The sequence below is a fragment of the Georgenia yuyongxinii genome (genome assembly GCF_006352065.1).
Classification (GTDB): Bacteria; Actinomycetota; Actinomycetes; order Actinomycetales; family Actinomycetaceae; genus Georgenia; species Georgenia yuyongxinii.
In genome coordinates, this window is record NZ_CP040915.1 from 3,855,784 (window position 1) to 3,877,629 (window position 21,846).

Sequence of the window (21,846 nt, forward strand, 5' to 3'; positions counted from 1 at the left end):
GAACCCCAATGACGGGAGTCACCGATGTTGCCGATCACAAACCCCGAGTCGGCGTTCATGCTCACCCGGGCCAGCCACGTCTCGCTCGGCGTCACCGATCTGGAGAAGAGCCGCGATTTCTACCGGGACGTCATCGGTCTCGTCGTCACGGAGGAGACGGACGACGCCGTCTACCTGCGCGGGCTGGAGGAGGCAGCGCACCACAGCCTCGTGCTCGAGCGCGCCGCCGCGGCGCAGGCGCACCGGATCGGCCTGCGGGTACGCGCCGACGCGGACATCACCGCAGCCGAGAAGTTCTTCGTCTCCGCGGGCATCGAGCACCAGCGGGTGGAGCGGGCGCACCAGGGCCCGACCCTGCAGTTCCGCGACCCCGTCGGCACCTTGATGGAGCTCACCTCCTCGATGGACGTGGTCGAGCGCAAGATGCAGAACTTCGACGAGTACCGCGCCGGGTTCCCCCAGCGCCTCGACCACTACCAGGTCGTCACCTACGACGTGCAGGCCGCGACGGACTTCTGGACCGGGCTCGGGATGCGGATCTCCGAGTACACGGCCAAGGACGGCACGGACGAGCTGTGGGGCACCTGGATGGAGGTCAAGGGCAACACGCACGACCTGGTCTTCACCAAGGGGCGCGGTCCGCGGCTGCACCACTTCGCCTACGCGGTGCCCGACGGCACCTCCCTGCTGCACGCCGCCGACGTGGCGGGTGCCATGGGCTTCGGGGACGAGATCGACCGCGGCCCGGGTCGCCACGGGATCAGCAACGCGCTCTTCCTCTACCTGCGCGACCCCGACCAGCACCGCATCGAGCTGTTCAACGCCCACTACCAGTTCATCGACCTGGAGACCCCGCCCATCCGCTGGGACATCAGCAACGCCAGGCGGGCCCAGCTGTGGGGCATGCCCGCGTCGAACCGGTGGTTCTTCGAGGCGAGCGAGTTCCCCGGCGAGCCGGTGCGGGAGCCGCTGCTGCAGGCGGCGCCGCCCACGCTCGAGGCGTACCTCGCCCTGCACTGAGCCGGCCAACGAAAGAGATCACACGATGACCACCACATCTGACCGCACGCACGCACAGCCCGGCACCCTCCCGGCCGAGCTGCGCGCCAAGCTCGAGCGTGCGCCGGTCGCGGGGCTCTCCGCGCAGCTGCGCAAGCGGGGCCTGAACAACATGACTATCGACGGCGTGCGCCCGATGCACCCGACGGCGAAGCTGGTCGGCACCGCCAGGACGCTGCGGTTCGTGCCCCACCGCGAGGACCTGTTCACCAGTCACGGCGGCGGCTACAACGCCCAGAAGCGGACGTTCGACGCGGTCGAGACCGGTGAGGTCATCGTCATCGAGGGGCGCGGCGAGACCGGCTCGGCCACGCTGGGCGACATCCTCGCCATCCGCGCCCACGCCCGCGGCGCCGCCCATCGTCACTGACGGCTGCGTCCGGGACTATGCGGCGGTCGCCGCCGTCGGGATCCCGTTGTACTCCGCGGGCGCTCACCCCGCCGTCCTCGGACGCAAGCACGTGCCGTGGGAGGCGGACGTGATCATCGGCTGCGGCGGCACCACCGTGCAACCCGGCGACATCCTCGTCGGGGACGGGGACGGCGTCCTCGTCATCCCACCCGCGATCGCCGACGAGGTCGTCGACGCGTGCCTGGCCCAGGAGGACGAGGACGCGTGGATCGCGGAGCGCGTCGCCGAGGGCCACGCCGTCGAGGGGCTGTTCCCGATGGACGCCGCCTGGCGGGCCCGCTTCGAGAGCGAGACCCGGTGACGCTCGATCCCCAGACCGTCGTCGCGATCGCCGATGAGCTCGCGGTCGCCGAGCGTGACCGGTCCACCGTGCCCCGGCTGACCGCGCGGCACCCCGGCATGACGGTGGAGGACGCGTACGCGGTGCAGAACGAGTGGCGCCGCCGCGGCATCGCCGCCGGACGGCGCCTGGTGGGTCGCAAGATCGGGTTGACCTCGAAGGTCATGCAGAACGCGACCGGGATCAGCGAGCCGGACTACGGCGCGATCTTCGCCGACGCCGTGTCGAGAACGGTTCCGTCATCGAGCACAGCCGCTTGTCCAACGTGCGGATCGAGGTCGAGCTCGCGTTCGTCCTGGCCGAACCGCTGCAGGGCCCGGACGTCACCGTCTTCGACGTCCTGCGGGCGACGGACTACGTCGTGCCGGCACTGGAGATCCTGACCTCGCGCCTCGAGCTCGCGGGCCGCACCATCGTCGACAACATCAGCGACAACGCGGCGTTCGGTGGCCTCGTCCACGGCGGCAACCCGGTGAAGGTCGGTGACGTCGACCTGCGCTGGGTCTCGGCGCTGCTGTACCGCAACGAGGTCATCGAGGAGTCGGGGGTGGCGGCCGCCGTGCTGAACCACCCGGCGACGGGTGTGGCGTGGCTGGCGAACAAGCTCGCTGTCCACGGCGACCGCCTCGAGGCCGGGGAGATCATCCTGGCCGGGTCGTTCACCCGGCCGATGTGGGTCGAGAAGGGCGACACCGTGCTCGCCGACTTCCGGGAGCTGGGGACGATCACATGCCGGTTCAGCTGACACCGACGCTCCGCGAGGCGCTCGCCGGGACGTCCCGGCCGCTGGCGGGGATCTGGGTCTGCTCGGGCAGCCCGCTCGTCGCCGAGATCGTGGCCGGGTCGGGGATCGACTGGTTGCTGATCGACCAGGAGCACGGGCCGAGCCAGCTGGAGTCCACCCTCAGGCAGCTGCAGGCCGTCGCCGCCTACCCCCGTCACCCCCGTCGTGCGTGTGCCGTCGGACGACGCGGTGACGATCAAGCAGGTGCTCGACCTTGGCGCGCAGAACCTTCTCGTGCCGATGGTGTCCTCGGCGGCGCAGGCCCGCGACGTCGTGCGCGCCGTGCGCTACCCGCCGTGCGCTACCCGCCGCGCGGCGTGCGGGGCGTGGGGTCGGCGCTCGCCCGGTCGGCACGCTGGAACCGCGTCGAGGACTACCTCATGAACACGGACCGGTACGTGTCCTTGTTCGTCCAGATCGAGACGGTGGACGGTGTCGAGGCGGCAGCGGAGATCGCCGCCACCGACGGGGTCGACGGCGTGTTCGTCGGTCCGTCCGACCTCGCCGCGTCCATGGGCCTGATCGGTCAGCAGACCCACTCGGACGTGACGGCCGCGGTGCGCCGCGCCTTCGAGGCGGTGCGTTCCGCCGGAAAACCCGTCGGCGTCAACGCGTTCGACCCGGCCGTCGCGCAGTCCTATCTCGACGCCGGCGCGACGTTCGTGCTCGTCGGCGCCGACGTCGCCCTGCTGGCCCGCAGCACCGAGGCGCTCGCCGCCCGATACGTACCGGCTGCCAACCGGGACGCACGCCCGTCCTACTGAGGGGCCGTGGGCCGATACGACGCTGCGGGCGCGGCTTCGATACGACGCTGCCACGATGGCCACCATGGCCGTCTTCGAGCGCACGACCGTCCTGCCCCACCCGCGAGATGAGGTCTTCGCGTGGTTCGAGCGTCCCGGCGCGCTCGTGCGGCTGAGCCCGCCGTTCGGGGGCAGCGTGCTGGCCGAGCCCAGCGACGGCATCCGTGACGGCTCGGTCGCGCGGCTCGGCATCGGCGCCCCGGGGGTGCTCGGCGCCGGCCTCGGGGCCCTTGCCCGCGCCGTCCCGTGGCCCGACGCCATCCCGGCCCGGCTGCGCCGTCCGGAGCTGGACTGGACCGCCCGGCACGACCGGTACGACCCGCCGCGGATGTTCCGCGACACCATGGTCCGAGGCCCCATGGGCCACTGGGTGCACACGCACCGCTTCGACGACTCCGCCGACGGCGGCACCGCGATGACCGACCACGTCGCCTTCGGCGCGCCCGGGGAGAAGGTGCTGCCCGGCCGGGCTGCCGACATCGCGGCCCGAGCGGTGCGGCCCTCGCTGGAGCGGATCTTCGCCTACCGCGCGGCCCAGGTCCGCGCCGACCTGGACTTCCACGCCGCGCACGCCGCCGCCGGCACCCGCACGGTCGCCGTCGCCGGCGCCTCCGGGCTCATCGGGCGCCAGCTGTGCGCGCTGCTGAGCGGCGGCGGGCACCGGGTGATTCGCCTGGTCCGGCGTCGCGCGGCCGCGCCGGACGAGATCGCCTGGGATCCCACCGGCGGCGTGCTCGACGTCGAGGCGCTGCGAGACGTCGACGCCGTCGTAAGTCTCGGCGGACGGTTCATCGGTGGCCGGTTCACCGCCGAGGCGAAGGCGGAGATCCGCCGCAGCCGCGTCGACACCACCGGAGTGCTGGCCCGGGCGCTCGCCGACCTCGCGGCCGACGGCCGTCCCCGGGCATTCCTGTGCGCCTCGGGTATCGGCTACTACGGTCCGCAGCCGCACGGGGCGCAGACGGACCCGGCACCGCTGACGGAGGACGCACCGTCGGGGCCCGGCTTCCTCGCCGCAGTCTGCCGGGCCTGGGAGGCCGCTACAGACCCGGCCGCCCACGCCGGCGTCCGGGTGGTCAACGTGCGCACCGGCCTGGTGCAGACGCCGGAGGAGGGACCGCTGGCCCGGCTGCTGCCACTGTTCGCCGCCGGGCTGGGCGGGCCGCTCGATCCCGGGCAGTGGCAGAGCTGGATCTCCGTCGACGACATCGCCGCCGTCTACGCCCACGCCGCGCTGGACGACCGGTTGCGCGGCCCCCTCAACGCCGTCGGCCCGGAGCCGGTGCGTGGGCGGGAGTACGCCCGCACGGTGGGCCGGGTGCTGCACCGTCCGGCAGCGCTGCCCGTACCGCGCTTCGGGCCCCGCCTCGTGGTGGGCAAGGAGGGCGCCGCGGAGCTGGCCTATGCCAGCCAGCGGGTGTCCGCGGACAAGCTGGTGGCGGCCGGCTTCCGGTTCCGGCACCGAACCCTCGAGGCCGCGTTGCGCCACGTGCTGCCCTGACGCGCCGCGGCCCCGAGGAGGCCCGTGATCGGCTCAGTCCGCGATGCGCTCCACATCGTCGGCGACCGCCGGGACGGGCGGGGTGGGACCTGCCGCGGGGGTCAGGACCGAGGCGTAGTCGTGCTCGCTGGAGTAACGCAGGAACGACAGGTGCGCCTCGTACCGGTCCAGGACGTCGCTGATGACCTGCTGCTGGGTCAGGCCCATCAGGTCGTAGCCCTCCGTGCCGGTCTGGGTGAAGACCTCCACCTTGTAGTACAGGTCGTCGCCCTTCGACATGGGCCGGCCACCGATGCGGGGCACCGGGGCCTCGACCGCGGCCACCTGGTAGTGGAAGTCGCGGTGCTCGTCCATGTTGACGATCAGCGTGTGCTCCTCGATGCCGTTCTCGGCGTTCGGGCTGGTGGACAGGGTCGACTCGTAGCCGAGCTCACGGAACTCCGCGGCGACGGCGTTGAGCGCCGGGTCCACGGTCCGCTCGATGAACTGGGAGACGGTCCGCTGCGACGGGTAGGAACGCAGCAGCGCCAGGCGCTGCTTCCATGTCTTCTCAGGCACCTGACCACCGTGGGCAGCGGCCGAGCGCCGGCGGATGATCTGGCCCTCGCGTTCCGCCCGCTCCATGCGGAGCACCTTCGAGAACGACGCCATGACGAGGTACGCGATGATCGTCACCGGGAAGGCGAAGATCAGCGTCGCGTACTCCATGGTGGTCACCCCGCCCGCGACCAGCATGGCGATCGTGAGCAGCGCGGTGAGCACGGCCCAGAAGATCCGCAGCCACTTCGCGCCGTCCTGGGCGGGGTCGGGGATCGTGGAGGAGAAGTTGGCCATCACCATCGCGCCGGAGTTGGCGCTGGTGAGATAGAACAGCAGACCGGACAGCGTGGCCAGGCCGATCAGGAACGCCGCGCCGGGGAACATCTCCAGGAGGGCGTACCAGCCCTGCTCCGGCTGGTCGATGGCGAGCTGGGCGAACTCGGTGTCACCGCCCATGACGACCGACAGGGCGGAGTTGCCGAAGATCGAGACGATGACGAAGTCGCACAGCACCGGGGCGGTGATGGCGGCGATGACGAACTCGCGCAGGGTGCGGCCCCTGGAGATGCGGGCGAGGAAGAGTCCGACGAACGGGCCCCACGCCAGCCAGAACGCCCAGAAGAACAGCGTCCAGCCGCCCATCCACTCGGCGCCGCCGGACTCGTAGGCGAAGGTCTCCAGGGTGCGCTCCGGCAGGGTGCCGAGAAACCGGCCGATGTTGGTGACCAGGGCGTTCATCAGGAACGCGGTCTGCCCGGTCACCAGGATGTAGAGCATCATCGCGGCCGCGATCCCGATGTTCAGCTCGGAGACCAGGCGGATGCCCTTGTCGACGCCGGACAGGCAGCCGGCGATCGTCATGACGACCGCGACCAGGACCAGGGCGATCTGCAGGGACAGACCCTCGGGCAGGCCGAACAGCCAGGAGAAGCCGACGTTCAGCAGGACGACGCCGATGCCCATGGAGGTGGCGACACCGAAGACGGTGCCGATGAGGGCGAAGATGTCGATGGCGTCACCGGCGGCGCCACGCACGCGCTTGCCGAGCAGCGGGTACAGGGCCGCACGGATCGACAGCGGCATGCCCCACCGGTACGCGAAGTAGCCCATCGCCATGCCGAGCAGGGCGTACATCGCCCACCCGGAGATGCCGTAGTGGAACATCGTCCACACGACGGCGTCCTGGGCGGCCTGGGCCGACTGCGGGTCGCCCGCCGGGGGCATCATGTACTGCGCGATCGGCCCGGTCACGGAGTAGAACAGCATGTCGATGCCGACGCCGGCACCGAACAGCATGGCGACCCACGTGAACAGCTTGTACTGGGGCCGGGAGTGGTCCGGGCCCAGGCGCACCCGGCCCTCCTTGGAGAAGGCGACCCAGAGCACGAAGAGGATCACCAGCACGACGGTCACGACGTAGAACCAGCCGAGGTTGGTCGCGATCTTCTGGACGAGGTCCTTCATCACGCTCGAGGCGTGGGTGGGCGCGAACATCGCCCACAGCGAGAAGGCGACGATCACGGCGGCCGAGATGATGAACACCCGCCAGTTGACGCGCGCTCCGCGGTCCTCAGCGAGCTCCGTGGGGCCCTTGCTGAGCTCGGCGCTGGAGATCGGCGCCCGGTTGCCGTCGTCGGGCCGGGGCTTGCGCCGCTCCGCGGCGCCGAACCGACCGCGGTCGATCGTCGTCGCGGGTGCTTCGGTGTGCGGTGTCACGTCGTGGTCGGATGTCGCCACTCGTTTCTCCTTCGCCTTGGGGACCGGATCCGCGGGCGCGTCTGGGCGCGCGCCGCAGCCCTCTCAGAAGAAGCGACAAGGGAACGAGTCAGGCGGTGCAGGCACCCAGCCGTGCAGCCGCCGTGGGGACACTAGCTCGCCATCCACCGTACGTTCAGGCAACCCGTTGGTAAACGGTTTGTCGCTTATGTCATAAGTGGGGCGGTCAGCGCGGCATGGCGCTCACGGATCGTTCCACCGGACGGCTACCGCCTCGAAAGGTGAGACGTCCGCCGTCGGGTGGCGGCGCCGTTCCTCCGCGGGTGCCCACAAGCGAACTGCGACATCATGAGAGACCTCGCGTGCAGGGCTGCCGGCTTTGCCTCGGCCACCGCAGTGAGGTGCGCGCCGGTGCCGCGTGCCCAGGCCCTCGCCGCACCGCGACGCCCACGGAGGTCGACGATGACGCTCACCCACATCAACCCGGACACGTTGCACCACAACCCCGCCTTCTCGCAGGCCGTGCTGCTCGACGGTCCGGGCCGGCTGCTCGTCATCGGTGGTCAGAACGCGGTCGACGCGGACGGTGCGATCGTCGGCGACGACGTCGGCACCCAGACCGCGAAGGCGCTGGAGAACCTGCTCGCCGTCCTGCACTCGGTCGGCGCCGGCCAGGAGCACGTGGCCAAGCTGACCGTCTATCTCACCGCCGGGCAGGACATCAACGCGGGGTTCGCCGCCTCGCAGCGGGTGTGGGGCCAGCACGCCACCGCCCTCACCGTGCTACAGGTGGCTAGCCTGGGCCGGCCCGAGTTCCTCGTCGAGATCGAGGCGCTCGCCTACCTGCCCGCGGAGTGAGCCCCCCGGTTCGACCTGCCGGGGACCACCGGAGGGGCTGGCGGTGACCGTTGCGTGAATCTTCGGCGACGGCGCGCCCGGTGCGTGGCGGGACGCGGGCGTGGCCCCGATGCTGGCGGCGTGGTCATGCTCGCTGCCGCCGCATCGCTCCTCGCCCCGACGGGCCTGTACGGCTCGCACCCCGGGCCGTACGCCGTCGCCCACCGCGGTGGGGCAGGCCTGGCCGCGGAGAACACCCTCGCCGCGTTCGAGCGCTCCGCCGCGCTCGGCGTGACCTACCTGGAGACGGACGTGCGCACCACGGCCGACGGCGTCCCCCTCGCCTTCCACGACAGGGCGCTGGACCGCGTCACCGACCTGCGCGGACCCGTCGCGGCGCACCCGTGGGCCCACGTGCGGCGGGCCCGCGTGCTCGGCACGGAGCCGGTGGTGGCGCTTGAGGACCTGCTCGGATCCTTCGCTCAGGCGTGCTTCATGATCGACGTCAAGGAGGCGCGGTCGGTCGCACCCACCATCGCGGCGATCCGACGCACCGGGACGGCCGGCCGAGTCTGCGTCGCCGGCGGCTGGGACACCTGGCTCGCCGCCATCCGCCGCGAGTGCGGCCCCGCACTGACCACGGCCCTGGGCTGGCGGGCGCTGACCGCGCTGATCGGCTGCGCCCGCACCGGGTCCCGACCGCCAGGCGCCATTGCGACGGCTCCGTTCGCCCACGTGGCGTGGCGGCTCGGGGCGATGGGCATCATGTCCGCGCCCCGGGTGGCTACGCGCCTGGTGTCGATGGCGCACGACCTCGGGGTCCGCGTGATCACCTGGACCGTCGACGACGCCCCGTCGATCCACCGGCTCCTCCACGACGGCGTCGACGGGGTGATCACCGACCGACCGGACGTGCTGCGCGAGGTGCTCGTGGGACGCGGCATGTGGGTACCCCGGCGCTAAGGTGCCCTGAGCGGCCGACCGACACCGATCGACGGGGATCAAGGGGCGGGACGATGAAACGGCGACGGAGGGGAGGCGCCGGCAGAGTCGGACGGCACGGCAGGCGCCGGGACGGAGACGGTCACCCTCGCACTCATCCCGATCATCGATGTCGCACCGGTGTACGTGGGCCTCGACCAGGGCTTCTTCGAGGAGGAGGGCCTCGAGCTCGAGCTGAGCACGGGCCAGGGCGGCGCGGCCATCGTCCCGGGCGTGGTCAGCGGCAGCACCGACTTCGGCTTCGGCAACAACCACTCGCTCATGATCGCCGCCTCGAGCGGCCTTCCGCTGCGGGTGGTGGCCAGCGGCGGCGGGCGGCGTCGCTCGTGCTCGCCGGCCAGGCGGAAGGCACCTCAGGCCCTGGCCTGCACCCGCGGGCCGAGCCCCGGCGGCTGCTCCGGCGTCGCCAGCAGCGGCTCACGCGGGCGCAGCGGGCGGCTGACCGGCCGCGCGGACGTGACCACCACCTCCTCGTCGTAGATCCGGACCGGCAGACGCGCCCGGGGGCCGGGCAGGCTGCACCGCACCTGCCCCTCGGCCACCTCCACCCGCACCGGCGTGCCGCGCCACCGCACCCGGAACACGAGCCTGGTGATCGCGTCGGGCAGGGCCGGCGACAGGCGCAGCGTGGTGGTCTCGCCGTGCCCGAGCCCGCCGAACCCGGCGACGAGCGCGGTCCAGGCGCCGGCCAGCGAGGCGATGTGCACACCGTGCCCGGTGTTGCCGTGGATGTCGCGCAGGTCCACGAGCGCGGCCTCGTGGAGGTAGTCGTGGGCGAGCGCGAGGTGGCCGGTCTGCGCGCACAGCACCGCCTGCGTGCAGGCGGACAGGGAGGAGTCGCGCACCGTGCGCCGCTCGTAGTAGTCGAGGTTGCGGGCACGCTGCTCGTCAGTGAACCGCTCCGGGAACCACTGCATCGCCAGGACCAGGTCGGCCTGCTTGACCACCTGCTTGCGGTAGAGCTGGAAGTAGGGGGCGTGCATGAGCAGGAGGTACCGCCCGGCGGAGGCCTCGAAGTCCCACTCGCCGAACCGGGTGAAGCTCTCGCACTGGGGATGGACCCCGAGCTCCTCGTCGTAGGGCACGTGGACCGCCTCGGCGGCCGCGCGCCAGAGCGCGACCTCCTCCGTCGTCACGCCCAGCCCGGACGCGAGCTGGGGATTGCGGGCCGCGGCGTCGGCGGCGGCCTGCAGGTTCCGGGCCGCCATGAGGTTGGTGAAGACGTTGTCGTCCGTCAGCGCGGTGTACTCGTCGGGGCCGGTGACGCCGTCGATGTGCCACACGCCGTGCCGGTCGTGGTGGCCCAGCGAGCGCCACAGCCGGGCGGTCTCCACGAGCACCTCCAGGCCGCACTCCCGCTCGAGCTCGGTGTCCCCGGTGATCAGCCGGTACTCCTCGAAGGCACGAGCGACGTCGGCGTTGATGTGCGGCGCCGCCGTGCTTGCGGGCCAGTACGCCGAGGTCTCCTCGCCGTTGATGGTGCGCCACGGGAACGCCGCGCCGGCCAGGCCGAGGGTGGCCGCCCGCTGGCGGGCGAGGTCGAGCGTGGAGGCGCGCCAGCGCAGCGCGTCCGCCGCGGCCGGCGGGTGGGTGAGGGTGAGCACGGGCAGCACGAAGCCCTCGATGTCCCAGAACGTGTGCCCGCTGTACCCCGCCCCGGTCAGCGCCTTGGCGCCGATCGCCCGGCGCTCGGTACGGGCCCCGGCCTGCAGCACGTGGAACAGGGCGAACCGCATGGCCTGCTGGAGCACCGGGTCGCCGTCCACCTCGACGTCCGCCCCGGCCCAGAACTCGTCGAGAAAAGCGCTCTGGCCGAGCCTGAGGGTGTCCCACCCCGCGAACCGGGCGCTGGTCAGCGCGGCCGCCACCTGGTCGCGCAGCGCGGGCTCGGAGCGTGTCGCCGACCAGCCGTAGGCCACGTACTTCACCAGCCGCAGGGTCTCCCCCGGCCGCAGTACCGCCACCACTGTGGTGCGGGCCCAGTCCGGGCGCACCTGCTGGTCGACCTCGAACTGGCCCGCCGCCTCGATGTCATGATCCATCCCCGCCGCCAGGAGCAGGTTGCTGCTGCGGGTGCGGTGCACGAGGACGGCGCCGACGTGCTCGGTGTCCGCCGTCACCGGGTCCAACGGCTGGTCCAGGGCGGCCGGCACCCGGGGGTCGCCGTCGACCACCGCCGGCCGCGGCTCGTTGGCGACCAGCTCGGACTGCAGGATCACGCGGGTCTCCTCCAGCGCCTCCACCTCGTAGGCGATGCCGACCACCGCCCGGTGAGCGAAGGAGACGAGGCGCGTCGAGCGGATCTTCACCGGCCGGCCGGCGGGTGACACCCACTCGGCCTCGCGCCGCAGGGTGCCGGTGCGGAAGTCGAGCACCCGCTCGTGCGAACGCAGGGTCCCGTACCGCACGTCGAAGGGCTCGTCGTCGACGAGGAGCCGAACCAGCTTGCCGTCGGTGACGTTGACCATCGTCTGCCCCGACTCGGGGTAGCCGTACCCGCTCTCGGGGTACGGGAGCACGTGCTTCTCGTAGAACCCGCTGAGGTAGGTGCCCAGGGTGTGGTGCGGCTCGCCCTCGTCGAGGTTGCCGCGAATCCCGACGTGGCCGTTGGCCAGGGCGAACATCGACTCTGTCGCGGCGAGCCGGTCCAGGTCGAGGGTCGGCTCGCGCAGCGACCACGGGTCAACCGGCAGCGGGGTCACAGCAGCTCCTCCAGATCGGGTACGACGACGTCGGCCCCTTGGTCCAGCAGGGCGGCGGCCCGGCGCCGGTCCCGGTCCACACCGACGACGAAGCCGAAGCCGCCGGCGCGTCCCGCCTGCACCCCGGCGAGGGCGTCCTCGAAGACGGCGCACCGGGCCGGCTCGACGTCGAGCCGGCGGGCGCCCTCGAGGAACGTGTCCGGCGCCGGCTTGCCGGGCAGCGCCAGCTCCGCGGCGACCACGCCGTCGACCACCGCACCGAACAGACCGGCCAGGCCCGCGACGTCGAGAACCATGCGGGTGTTCGCGCTGCTGGACACGACGGCGCAGGCCAGCCCGGCGGTGCGGGCCGCCTCCACATAGGACCGGCCGTCGGCGAAGACCACCACGCCCCCCTCCACCAGGCGGCGCAGCAGCCGCTCGTTCTTGACGGTGCCGAGCCCGCGCACGCTGTCCCGGTCCTCCGGGGAACCCAGCGGCAGCGAGACGCCCCGGCTGGTGAGGAAGTCGCGGATGCCGTCCTCGCGGGGCTTGCCGTCCACGTACCTGGCGTAGTCGGCGTCGGGGTCGAACGGCGCGAACACCTGCCCGGTCCGTAGCGCCCGGGCGCGGAGGAACTCGTCGAAGGTCTCCGCCCACGCGGCCCGGTGCGTGTCCGCGGTACGGGTGAGCACACCGTCGAGGTCGAAGAGGCAGGCCCGCACCTGCGCCGGCAGTCCCAGCATCGCCCGCCTCCTTCGCCCGCTCGTAGGCCAGTTTTTCCGCCGTCGGGTCGTGGCGCATCCGGGCGAGGTTTTCCGGGCCCCCGCACCCGATGCGCCGGGGCCGCCGTCGTGCGGCACACTGGGTTTCCGGACCGAAGGAGAAGCCCATGGCACCTCAACCTAGCGGGGCGCTCGCACGCACGCCGTCGGGTCTCGACCTCATTCTCGTGCGCGAGTTCGCCTCGCCGCCCGCGCAGGTCTGGGCCACGCTGACCGAGTCCGCGCGGACGGTGAAGTGGTTCGGCTCGTGGACCGGCACACCGGGGACCGGCGGCGTCGTCCGGGTGCGGATGGTGCACGAGGAGGGTGAGCACGAGACCACCGCGCGGATCGACGCGTGCGAGCCGCCGAAGCATCTGGCTGTCACCACCGGCGAGGAGGCCGGGGGCTGGCGGCTCGAGATGTTCCTGGTGGACAGCGGCGACGGCGGGACCATTCTGCGGTTCGTCCACCACCTGCCGGCGGATGCCCCCGTGGCGGACACGGGGGTCGGCTGGGACTTCTACCTGGACAACTTCGCGGCGGCGCACGAGGACCGGCCGCTGGTGATGTGGGACGACTACTACCCTGCGCTGCTGCCCTACTACGAGGCGCTGGCCGAGCAGGCCTGAGCTCTACTCCTCTGCCGTGACCGCGGTCAGGAGCACGACCGAGTCCTCGATAGCGGCCAGACCGTGCCGCTCGTGCGGCACCGGCTCGAGCGCGCCCGCAGGGAGCACGACGTCCCCACCGGGGCTGGTCAGCCGCACGAGCCCGTGCAGCACCTGCAGCGTGGCCGCGAGCGGAGTGTTGTGCTCTTCCAGCTTCTGCCCCGCCGCGAGCGCGATGATGCTCTGCCGCAACGGCCCGTCGTGGATGAGCTTCAACGCGCTGCGCCCGCGCGGAGACGCCTCTGCGGCGGCGAGGTGCTCGGCCACCAGGCCGGGGATGTCAGGCATGACGACCTCCGAAGTTGTCCCACACGAAGGATGGCACGAGCTCCACGACCGCGGTCAGTCGGGCCAGCGCGGGCTCGACGGCAGCGAGGTCCGCGCTGCCCCGGTCCCACCAGAAGATCGCGTCGCCCTCGATGAGCAGCCGCTGCCCGCGCAGGTCCTCGGCCATGAGACGTTCCATCAGACGAGGGTGCAGGACGTCGTAAGTCACCTGCTCGGGCGGGCCCTGCACCCGCCAGGCCCGGTTGAAGTCCTCGTGCTCGAGGTCGATGTCCCGGGCGCCGAGGGCGTTCGCGACCCGCGTCAGGGCGTTCTCCGGGGTGAGCTCGATCCGCGGCAGCGGGGCGGGCAGGCCGAGGGAGACCACGTGGAAGCGGTGGTTGGTCTGGCTCGTGCGGCCCTGGCCGTCGGTGCTCCGGGTGACGTAGGTGTACCGGAAGGAGCGCGCCGGGCGGTCGACGTACTCGCCCTCGAGCACCTCGTCGGCGTGCCGGCTGCTGCCGGTGCCGAAGGGACCGCCGCGCAGCGCACGGGTCAGCTCGGTGTTGCGCCGGTCGAGATAGCGCCAGCCACGCTGCGCGGCCCAGGCCTGCAGCGCCTGGTGGCGACGGCTGTTCACGACCACCGCCACCGCGACGACCACGACGGTGAGCACTACGCCGAGCGTCGCGATCAGGGCCACCGGGTCCATCAGCCACCTCCTCGGGCAACGGCTCCGCTCGGGCCGTCGGGGCTGACGCTACCGGGCCGCACCGACACCGCCGGCAGCCGCCGCACACCCGCCTTCGGGCGCTGGCCGGGGTGGGCCTCATCCGGTAGGAAAGGCGCATGACCAGCGCCATCTCGAGCATCGCCATCGACGCGCACGATCCCCGGCGCGTCGCCGACTTCTGGGCCGCCGCCCTCGGCTGGGTGGTCCTCGAGGACCCCGACGAGGAGGTGGTAAGCATCGGACCGGCCGACGGCAGCGCGCCGGGGATCGACGTCATCCCTGTCCCGGACGCCAAGTCGGTGAAGAACCGGCTGCACCTGGACCTGCGCGCGGACGGGTCGACCCAGGCGGAGGAGGTCGACCGCCTCCTGGCCCTGGGCGCCACCCGTGCCGACGTCGGCCAGGGGCCCGACGTCACCTGGGTGGTCCTCGCCGACCCGGAGGGCAACGAGTTCTGCGTGCTGCAGCGCTCGGCGCAGCGGGTGGCCGCCGAGGCAGGACGGTGACGAACGGGCTCGTCGGCGCGGGGTGAGCGATCACCGCCCTACGCTCGGGGCGTGGACGTCGTCGTGGCAGCGAGCGCGGAGGGCGTGCACCTGGTGCGCGACGGCGACGACCCAGCCTCCGCCGTCGTGCCCGCCGCCCAGCTCCCCGACCGGGTGCGTGCGCTCGAGCGCGACCGTCCCCGCTGGGTCTGGGCCGACACCGCAACCACCTACCCCGCCCTGCTGCGCGCCGGGGTCCGGGTGGAGCGGTGCCACGACCTGCGGCTGTGTCACACGATCCTCCGGCACGCGGCGGCGACGGCGGGCTCCTCGCTGGCGACGGCGCCGCCCGGCCCGTGGGACGCCCTGGCGGCGGACGATGCCGACCGGACCCCCACCCTCCTCGACGACCTCGCCCCGGCGATCGGGCCCGACGAGGTCCTCGGTGAGCACGCCCGGCAGCGCGCCGCACTCGCCCTCGCCGCCGACCCGGGCCGGTTGCGCCTGCTGCTGGCCGCCGAGTCGGCCGGGGCGCTCATCGCCGCGGAGATGTCCCACGACGGGCTGCCGTGGGACCGGGCCATCCACGACCGGCTGCTGACCGAGCTCCTCGGCCCCCGCCCCGCGCAGGGTGGCCGCCCGCCCCGGCTCGAGGCGCTGGCCCGCCAGGTCAGAGAGCTGCTCGACGCCCCCCACCTGAACCCGGACTCGCCCCCGGAACTGCTCCGCGCGCTGCGCGGGGCAGGCCTCGACGTGACCTCGACGAGCAAGTGGGAGCTCGCCGAGCTCGATCACCCGGTGATCACGCCCCTGCTGGAGTACAAGCGGCTGGCCCGCCTTCTCAGCGCCAACGGGTGGGCCTGGATGGACGCCTGGATCCGCCCACCCGGCCCGGGCCACCGCGGGCGCTTCCATCCGGACTACGTGCCAGGCGGCGTCGTCAGCGGGCGGTGGGCCACTCGCGGCGGCGGCGCGCTGCAGCTGCCCAAGCAGGTGCGCGGCGCCGTCGTCCCCGATCCGGGGTGGAAGCTCGTGGTCGCCGACGCCGCCCAGCTCGAGCCCCGCGTTCTCGCCGCGATGGCCCGGGACGAGCAGATGGCGCGGGCCGGGCGCGGGGCGGACCTCTACCAGGGTCTGGTGGACGCCGGCGTCGTCGAGCGCCGCGCGCACGCCAAGGTCGCGATGCTGGGGGCGATGTACGGGGCGACCACGGGCGACGCCGGCCAGCTGATGCCCCGACTCAAGGGCGCATACCCGCGCGCCATCGGCGTGGTGGACCGGGCGGCGCAGACGGGTGAACGTGGCGGGGTGGTCAGCACCTGGCTGGGCCGGACCTCCCCGCCGCCGCCCGAGGAGTGGCACGTGGTCCAGCGCCGGGCGAGCGAGGCCGACGCCGACGAGTCCGCGCGGCGCGGGGCCCGCCGCCGTGCCCGGGACTGGGGCCGCTTCACCCGCAACTTCGTGGTGCAGGGCAGCGCCGCGGAGTGGGCCCTGTGCTGGATGGCGGACCTGCGCCTGCGGCTGCGCAGGATCGGCGACGGCGCCGCGCACCTCGTCTTCTTCCTCCATGACGAGGTCATCGTGCACACCCCCGCCCGCCTCGCCGACGACGTCGCCGCCGCCGTGCACGAGGCCGCCGCGGGGGCGGGCCGGCTGCTCTTCGGGGACTTCCCGGTGGACTTCCCGCTCGACGTCGCGGTGGTCGACAGCTACGCGGAGGCGTGAGTCAGGCGCTGCCCGGCTCCACCCGTGTGTCATCGTGGGGTGAGGCGGGGACGACGACGGCCGCCCCGGGGTCCAGCCGCACCTGCACCCGCTCCCCCACCACCGTGGCCCCGGGTGCGACGGCGGTGGCCCGGCTGCCGTCGGGCAGGGTGACGTCCACCTCGGTGCGGCCCCGCACGAACCTTGTGCCGAGCACGGGTACCTCGACGTCGTCGCCGCCCGTCCAGCCCTCGCCGGTGACCACGTGCAGCGCGGCCGGGCCGACGGCGACCAGGGCTGCGCCGTCGGGCACCGCCGTGCGCAGGGGCACCTCACCGAGGACGGTCCGGGCGACGTCGCGGCGGACCTCGGCGGGCAGGAAGGGCCCGTAGCCGAGGAAGGCGGCCACCTCCCGGCTGACCGGGCGCCACCACAGCCGGTCCGGGGCGTCGACCTGCAGCAGACGGCCGGCGTCCATCACGGCGACCCGGTCCGCCACGGTGAACGCCTCGTCGTGGTCGTGGGTGACGTACAGGGCCGTGGTGCCGGTCGCACGCAGGATGTCGTGCAGCTCGCCGGTGAGGTGCTCGCGCAGCCCGCGGTCGAGGGCGGAGAGCGGCTCGTCGAGGAGCAGCAGGGCCGGCTGCGGCGCGAGCGCCCGGGCCAGCGTCACGCGCTGCGCCTGCCCGCCGGAGAGGGTGCTGACCGGGCGCGGGCCGTAGCCGGCCAGGCCGACGAGGTCGAGCAGCTCGGCCACCCGCCGCTCGCGGCGGGCCCGGGGCAGCCGCGCCATGGTCAGGCCGTAGGCGACGTTCCCCGCCACCGTCCGGTGCGGGAACAGCTGTCCGTCCTGGAACATCAGGCCGAACCCGCGCCGGTGCACCGGGACACCGGCGAGGTCCCGCCCCGCCCAGCGCATCGTGCCGCCGGCCACCGGTTCCAGGCCTGCGACGGCGCGGAGCAGGGAGGACTTGCCGGAGCCGGATGGCCCGAGCAGCGCGACCACCTCGCCCGTGCGCACGTCCAGGTCCACCCCGGCGACCGCCGTCGTCACCGCTCCCCGGCCCGCGGGGTAGCGCACGTGGAGGTCGCGCACGCGCAACCCCTCGGGCGCGGCGCCCGGGCGGGCATGGTTCACCGCACGGTCCGCAGCACGGTCCGCAGCGCTGGCCCCCGCCCGGCCCTCCGCTGCGGCGCGAACCTCGCTCACCATTCGGATCCCTCCTTCGTGCGCAGCTTCTCGGCCAGCGCCATGACGGTGGCGGTCAGCACCGCCAGCACCACGGCCGCGGCCAGCGCCATGCCGTAGTTCTCCGCGCCCGGCCGCCCCAGCAGGCGGAAGATCACCACCGGCAAGGTGGGCCGGTCCGGGCGGGCCAGGAACGACGTCGCCCCGAACTCCCCCAGCGAGACGGCGAACGCGAACCCGACCGCCAGTCCGATGCCTCGGACCAGGTAGGGGCCGTCCACCGTGCTCAGCACGCGCCACCGCGACGCGCCGAGGACCGCCGCCACCTCGCGCTGGCGCGGGTCGATCGCCCGCAGCACGGGCAGCACGGCCCGCACCACGAGCGGCACGGCAACGACCGCCTGGGCGATGGGCACGAGGACCAGCGACGAGCGCAGGTCCAGCGGCGGGCGGTCGAGTGTGATGAGGAAGCCGAACCCGACCGTGACCGCGGAGACGCCCAGCGGCAGCATGAACACGGCGTCGAGCAGGCTCACCGCGCGCCGCGCGGCCCGCGCGCGGGGGCGCCGCGAGACCACCAGGGCCACCAGCGTGCCGACCATGACGGCGAGCACGGTGGCGTCGACCGCGACGCGCAGTGAGTCTGCGGTGGCCTCCCACACGGTCACCGACAGCGCGTTGTCCCCGCCGGTGGTGCCGAGGGCGCGGTAGTTGCCCAGGCCCCACCCGTCAGGGGCGCGGAAGGACCGCACCACCAGGCCCACGAGCGGAAGCGCGAGCAGTCCGAGGACCACGATGGCGGTGACGACGGAAGGCAGGAGGTCCGCGCCCGGGCGTGGGCGCGCGCTGGTGCGCTCGATGAGCGTGAGCCGGTGCCCGGCGTCGGACGTGCGCAGGCCCAGCGCGCGCTCCCGGCGCGTGCGGGTGCGCCCGGCGACCGCGAGGGCGGTGGCGACCACGACGAGCTGGACCACGGAGAGCACCGCGGCGGCCCGCAGATCGAGGAACTGGGTGGTCTGCACCCAGATCTCCGTCTCGATGGTGCCGGACCGGGCACCGCCCATCGTCAGGACCACCCCGAAGGCGGTGGCGCAGAAGAGGAAGACGATCGAGGCCGCCGAGGCGATCGCGGGCGCGAGCGCGGGGAGGGTGACGGTACGGAAGGCCCGGACCGGGGAAGCCCCGAGCGCCCTCGCCGCCTGCTCCGCCCGCGGGTCCAGCCGGGCCCACATGCCACCGACCGTGCGCACCACCACGGTGTAGTTGAAGAACACCAGGGCGAGCACGATCGCGGCCAGGGTGCCGTCCAGGCCGAGAAAACCCAGGGGCCCGCCCTCCGAGAGCAGCGACCGGAACGCGACACCGACGACGACGCTGGGCAGCACGAACGGGACGGTCACGAACGCCCGCACCAGGCCGCGGCCGCGCCAGCGGCAGCGGTAGAGGACGTAGGCGCCCGGGATCCCCAGCAGCACCGCCCCGGCCGTGCCCAGGACGGCCTGGGTGAGCGTCTGGCCGATGATCCGCCAGGTCCGGGGGCGGGCGAACACCTCGGTGAAGGCGCTCAGGTCGAGGGCGCCGTCGGTGAGGAAGCCCCGGCCCACCAGCGACAGCACCGGCCAGGCGAAGAAGACGCCGAGGAACAGCAGCGGCAGCCCAGCCGCGAGCGCCCAGGCCGCCGCTCCGGCAACCCGGGCACCCGCGTACGTGCGCGGCCGGGTCATCAGCCGATCACGGTCTCCGTCCAGGTGGCGATCCAGTCCTCGCGGTGGGCGCTGATGTCCTCCGGGGCGACAGTGAACGGCTTCTCCGCGAGCGGGGCGTGCGCCGCCCACGCCTCGGGCAGCTCGGTCTGCTCGTCGACGGGGTACATGTACATCTGGCCCGGGATGTCGCCCTGGGCCTCCGGGGAGAGCAGGAAGTCGATGAACTTGTGCGCGGCCGCCTGGTTCTGCGTGCCGGCGATGACGCCCGCGTACTCGACCTGGCGGAAGCAGGTGTCCAGGAGCGCGCCGGTGCGCGGCTCGCCGCCGTTCTCCGGGACCTCGGCGGCGGGCGAGGACGCGTAGGAGAGCACCAGCGGCCGCGGCCCGGCGCCCTCGGAGCCGGAGAAGTCCACGTAGTAGGCGTCCGACCAGCCCTCGACGACCTTCACGCCGTTGTCGCGCAGCTGCTCCCAGTACTGCTGCCAGCCGTCCTCGCCGAACGCGCCGACGGTGGCAAGCAGGAACGCCAGGCCCGGCGACGACGTCGCGGGGTTGGTGACCACCAGGAGGTCCTTGTACTCGGGCTTGGTGAGGTCCTCGAGCGTGACGGGCTCGGGCACCCCGGCGTCGGAGAACCACTGGTGGTCGACGTTGACGCACACGTCGCCCATGTCGACCGGGGTGAGGGCGCCGGCGTCGTCGGCGTACTGCTCCGCGCCGACCGGCAGGGCGTCCGTGCGGTAGGGCTCGAGCACGCCGGCGTCGACGGCGCGGGCGGCGAAGGAGTTGTCGATGCCGTACACGACGTCACCGAGGGGAGAGTCCTTCGTGAGGATGAGCTGGTTGACCAGGGCGCCGGCGTCGCCGGGTGCCACGAACGTCACGTCGAACCCGTTCTCGTCCTCGAACTGCGCGAGGAGGTCCTCGCTGAGGCTGAACGAGTCGTGCGTGACCACTGTCAGCTCGAGGGGCTGGGCGGCGCCGCCCTTGCCTGGCGCGGAGGCGCCGTCGCCGCCACCGATGACGCTGCACCCGGCGAGGGTGAGCGCGGCAACGGCGAGGACGCCGGTGCGGGCGGACCAGCTGATGCTGTTGGTCCTGGTCATGCTGGTCAAGGCTCCTCCTCGTACTTCAGGAGGGCCTGCCGTCGTCCCCAAAGCCGCGGGTGCGACGGCAGGGAGAGACGTTCCCGACTTCCTTCGCCGGTGCTAACCGGTGCAGGTTCGAGGGTCTGCGGCTGTCCGCACTCTCAGCGCCGCTGCGGCGCTCCCCTGTCGTTCGTCGACGAGCCTACACCGCGCGCGGCGGCCTGCCGGCCACGGGCGTGCTGCCCGCGCCAGGTGGCCACCCGCTGCCGGGGGAGGTCAGGCCCGCCGATCGATCTGCTTGGCAGCCGGCCCGGAGTACCACTTGGACGCGCCGCGCAGGGCGAGCTGGCGGCTGAGGCCCACCAGGGCGCCGGAGACGGCGGCGAAGGTGACGACCTCCCACATCTTCACGCCCGGGTCGTCGGGGTCCTGGGGCGGCTCGTGGCCGGTCAAGGCCTTCCACCCGAGCTTGAGGGCCCGGTCCGTGACCAGGCCCGCGAGCAGCAGGGCTCCCGCATTCACCATGTTGTAGCGGATGTCCATCCTCGCTCCGTCCGTTCGATGGTTGCGCGTGCGCGCCTGGCCGCATGGCCGCGCCCGCCTCCGATCATGCCGGACCGACAGCGGTCCCGCGCACCGCCGGGCAGTACCTCATCGGCAGGCGCCCCGGAACCTCAGCGCCCGGCAGCGCCGTCCGCCTCCGCCTTCCGGCGGGAGGCTTCCAGGTCCTCGGTCAGCTCGTCGACCACCAGCGCCGAGCGGTCCACCTTGCCCGTGCGGTACCCGGCCCGGCCGACCATGTGCGCCGAGATCGGTGCGGTGATGAGCTGGAACGCCACCACCAGGACGAGCGTCCAGCCCACCACGGGGTTGCGCACGATCAGCGCGACCCCGGTCATCATCAGGGCCAGCCCCAGCACCTGCGGCTTGGTCGCGGCGTGCATGCGAGAGAGCAGGTCCGGGAAACGGAGCACCGCGATCGCGGCCACCAGCGTGAGCAGGGCGCCCGCCACCAGGCAGGCCGCGCCGAGTACGTCGGCCACGTCGGTCCAGCTCATCGGCCCTCCCCCCGCGCTCCCTCGCCCATCTCCCCGTCCCGGGCGGGCGGCTCCTCCTCGTGCTGTCCTGCGACGGACCCGTCCACCGGCCCGGGGTCGGCCGGCTCGTTCCCCGGACCGGCATCGCCAGGCTCTACGCCGTCGCCCCGGACGCGGGCGGCGTCCGGGTCGTGCACGGGGGCGGCCTCGTCGTCCATCACGTTCTGCTGGGCCAGCACGACGCGCAGCTCCTCCTTGGTGAGGATGCGGGCCTCGTCGGCCCGCTCGACGGCGACGAAGCGGGCGATGGTCACGGACCCCACGAACCCGACGATCGCCAGCACCACGAGTACCGGCACCAGGTCGGTGCGCTTGGTGTTGGCCGAGATGAGCGCGATCGAGCCGAGCACGACCGCGGTGACGACGTCCAGCGCCACCACCCGGTCGAGCATGGTCGGCCCGCGCTCCATCCGTACGAGCGCGACGACGCCGGCCACGGTCAGCACGACCGTGCAGAAGGCGTACATGGC

19 protein-coding genes, 3 pseudogenes and 1 riboswitch are annotated in these 21,846 nt (G+C 73.1%); of the genes and pseudogenes, 11 read left to right on the top strand and 11 right to left on the bottom strand.

All coding sequences use genetic code 11. From position 1 onward, the window contains the following. Positions 1 to 24: 24 nt before the first annotated feature. The 5 genes and pseudogenes from hpaD (at position 25) to FE374_RS17570 (ending at position 4,899) form a co-directional block, all read left to right on the top strand. Positions 25 to 1,020, top strand: a complete 996-nt coding sequence (hpaD, locus tag FE374_RS17550) for a 3,4-dihydroxyphenylacetate 2,3-dioxygenase (RefSeq protein ID WP_139930654.1) — start codon at positions 25 to 27, stop codon at positions 1,018 to 1,020. A gap of 67 nt (positions 1,021 to 1,087) precedes the next feature. Next, positions 1,088 to 1,772 (top strand): annotated as a pseudogene (locus FE374_RS17555) (RraA family protein); the annotation flags it as partial. Then, positions 1,769 to 2,556 (top strand): annotated as a pseudogene (locus tag FE374_RS17560) (fumarylacetoacetate hydrolase family protein). The pseudogenes FE374_RS17555 and FE374_RS17560, both read left to right, overlap by 4 nt. Beyond that, positions 2,541 to 3,359 carry an aldolase/citrate lyase family protein gene (locus FE374_RS20340; RefSeq protein WP_456319083.1) on the top strand — a complete coding sequence of 273 codons (819 nt, stop codon included), beginning with the start codon at positions 2,541 to 2,543 and terminating at the stop codon, positions 3,357 to 3,359. The pseudogene FE374_RS17560 and the gene FE374_RS20340 overlap by 16 nt, the downstream one beginning before the upstream one ends. A 55-nt stretch (positions 3,360 to 3,414) precedes the next feature. Next, positions 3,415 to 4,899, top strand: coding sequence for a TIGR01777 family oxidoreductase (locus FE374_RS17570; RefSeq protein WP_139930656.1), 1,485 nt, complete (start codon positions 3,415 to 3,417; stop codon positions 4,897 to 4,899). Between the two features lie 33 nt (positions 4,900 to 4,932). Here the strand turns inward: FE374_RS17570 and betT are convergent, their stop codons facing one another. Continuing rightward, positions 4,933 to 7,176 (bottom strand): choline BCCT transporter BetT, encoded by a 2,244-nt coding sequence (gene betT, locus FE374_RS17575; RefSeq protein WP_139930659.1) that lies wholly within the window; start codon positions 7,174 to 7,176, stop codon positions 4,933 to 4,935. A 441-nt stretch (positions 7,177 to 7,617) separates the two neighbouring features. On the opposite strand from betT, the gene FE374_RS17580 reads away from it, so the two are divergent. From FE374_RS17580 to FE374_RS20345, 3 genes and pseudogenes are all read left to right on the top strand, one after another. Further along, entirely contained in the window at positions 7,618 to 8,013 is a 396-nt protein-coding gene (locus FE374_RS17580; RefSeq protein ID WP_139930661.1) for a RidA family protein, read from the top strand. Between the two features lie 126 nt (positions 8,014 to 8,139). After that, entirely contained in the window at positions 8,140 to 8,955 is an 816-nt protein-coding gene (locus FE374_RS17585) for a glycerophosphodiester phosphodiesterase family protein (RefSeq protein ID WP_139931686.1), read from the top strand. A gap of 117 nt (positions 8,956 to 9,072) precedes the next feature. Continuing rightward, positions 9,073 to 9,288, top strand: a pseudogene (locus tag FE374_RS20345) (ABC transporter substrate-binding protein); the annotation flags it as partial. 59 nt (positions 9,289 to 9,347) lie between these two features. Here the strand turns inward: FE374_RS20345 and FE374_RS17595 are convergent. Then, positions 9,348 to 11,696: a glycoside hydrolase family 65 protein gene (locus tag FE374_RS17595; protein WP_230978378.1), complete on the bottom strand. Its 2,349-nt coding sequence runs from the start codon at positions 11,694 to 11,696 to the stop codon at positions 9,348 to 9,350. Then, positions 11,693 to 12,421 carry an HAD family hydrolase gene (locus tag FE374_RS17600; protein WP_139930663.1) on the bottom strand — a complete coding sequence of 243 codons (729 nt, stop codon included), beginning with the start codon at positions 12,419 to 12,421 and terminating at the stop codon, positions 11,693 to 11,695. The genes FE374_RS17595 and FE374_RS17600 overlap by 4 nt, the downstream gene beginning before the upstream one ends. Positions 12,422 to 12,567: 146 nt before the next feature. Here FE374_RS17600 and FE374_RS17605 point away from each other — a divergent pair, with 146 nt between their 5' ends. Further along, positions 12,568 to 13,071, top strand: coding sequence for an SRPBCC family protein (locus tag FE374_RS17605; protein ID WP_139930665.1), 504 nt, complete (start codon positions 12,568 to 12,570; stop codon positions 13,069 to 13,071). 3 nt (positions 13,072 to 13,074) lie between these two features. Here the strand turns inward: FE374_RS17605 and FE374_RS17610 are convergent, their stop codons facing one another. Together FE374_RS17610 and FE374_RS17615 are read right to left on the bottom strand one after the other, a co-directional pair. Then, entirely contained in the window at positions 13,075 to 13,398 is a 324-nt protein-coding gene (locus FE374_RS17610; RefSeq protein ID WP_139930667.1) for a cupin domain-containing protein, read from the bottom strand. Beyond that, the gene (locus tag FE374_RS17615) at positions 13,391 to 14,086 is read right to left on the bottom strand and encodes a hypothetical protein (protein ID WP_139930669.1); all 696 of its coding nucleotides are present in this window, start codon (positions 14,084 to 14,086) and stop codon (positions 13,391 to 13,393) included. The genes FE374_RS17610 and FE374_RS17615 overlap by 8 nt, the downstream gene beginning before the upstream one ends. Positions 14,087 to 14,223: 137 nt before the next feature. Here FE374_RS17615 and FE374_RS17620 point away from each other — a divergent pair, with 137 nt between their 5' ends. Together FE374_RS17620 and FE374_RS17625 are read left to right on the top strand one after the other, a co-directional pair. Beyond that, positions 14,224 to 14,613 (top strand): VOC family protein, encoded by a 390-nt coding sequence (locus FE374_RS17620; RefSeq protein WP_139930671.1) that lies wholly within the window; start codon positions 14,224 to 14,226, stop codon positions 14,611 to 14,613. Between the two features lie 51 nt (positions 14,614 to 14,664). Continuing rightward, positions 14,665 to 16,317, top strand: coding sequence for a bifunctional 3'-5' exonuclease/DNA polymerase (locus FE374_RS17625; RefSeq protein WP_139930673.1), 1,653 nt, complete (start codon positions 14,665 to 14,667; stop codon positions 16,315 to 16,317). A gap of 1 nt (position 16,318) precedes the next feature. On the opposite strand, the gene FE374_RS17630 is transcribed toward FE374_RS17625, so the two are convergent. From FE374_RS17630 to FE374_RS17655, 6 genes are all read right to left on the bottom strand, one after another. Continuing rightward, the gene (locus FE374_RS17630) at positions 16,319 to 17,509 is read right to left on the bottom strand and encodes an ABC transporter ATP-binding protein (RefSeq protein ID WP_139930675.1); all 1,191 of its coding nucleotides are present in this window, start codon (positions 17,507 to 17,509) and stop codon (positions 16,319 to 16,321) included. Continuing rightward, the gene (locus tag FE374_RS17635) at positions 17,503 to 19,209 is read right to left on the bottom strand and encodes an ABC transporter permease (RefSeq protein ID WP_139930677.1); all 1,707 of its coding nucleotides are present in this window, start codon (positions 19,207 to 19,209) and stop codon (positions 17,503 to 17,505) included. The genes FE374_RS17630 and FE374_RS17635 overlap by 7 nt, the downstream gene beginning before the upstream one ends. Then, positions 19,209 to 20,297, bottom strand: a complete 1,089-nt coding sequence (locus tag FE374_RS17640) for a thiamine ABC transporter substrate-binding protein (RefSeq protein WP_139930679.1) — start codon at positions 20,295 to 20,297, stop codon at positions 19,209 to 19,211. Before FE374_RS17640 ends, FE374_RS17635 begins: the two co-directional genes overlap by 1 nt. 71 nt (positions 20,298 to 20,368) lie before the next feature. Next, a riboswitch (TPP riboswitch) is annotated at positions 20,369 to 20,474 on the bottom strand. 81 nt (positions 20,475 to 20,555) lie between these two features. Next, the gene (locus FE374_RS17645; RefSeq protein ID WP_139930681.1) at positions 20,556 to 20,822 is read right to left on the bottom strand and encodes a DUF4235 domain-containing protein; all 267 of its coding nucleotides are present in this window, start codon (positions 20,820 to 20,822) and stop codon (positions 20,556 to 20,558) included. A 131-nt stretch (positions 20,823 to 20,953) separates the two neighbouring features. Next, on the bottom strand, positions 20,954 to 21,337 hold the full coding sequence (gene mnhG / locus FE374_RS17650) for a monovalent cation/H(+) antiporter subunit G (RefSeq protein ID WP_139930683.1): 384 nt from the start codon (positions 21,335 to 21,337) through the stop codon (positions 20,954 to 20,956). After that, the gene (locus tag FE374_RS17655) at positions 21,334 to 21,843 is read right to left on the bottom strand and encodes a monovalent cation/H+ antiporter complex subunit F (RefSeq protein WP_139931688.1); all 510 of its coding nucleotides are present in this window, start codon (positions 21,841 to 21,843) and stop codon (positions 21,334 to 21,336) included. Before FE374_RS17655 ends, mnhG begins: the two co-directional genes overlap by 4 nt. Positions 21,844 to 21,846 lie beyond the last annotated feature (3 nt).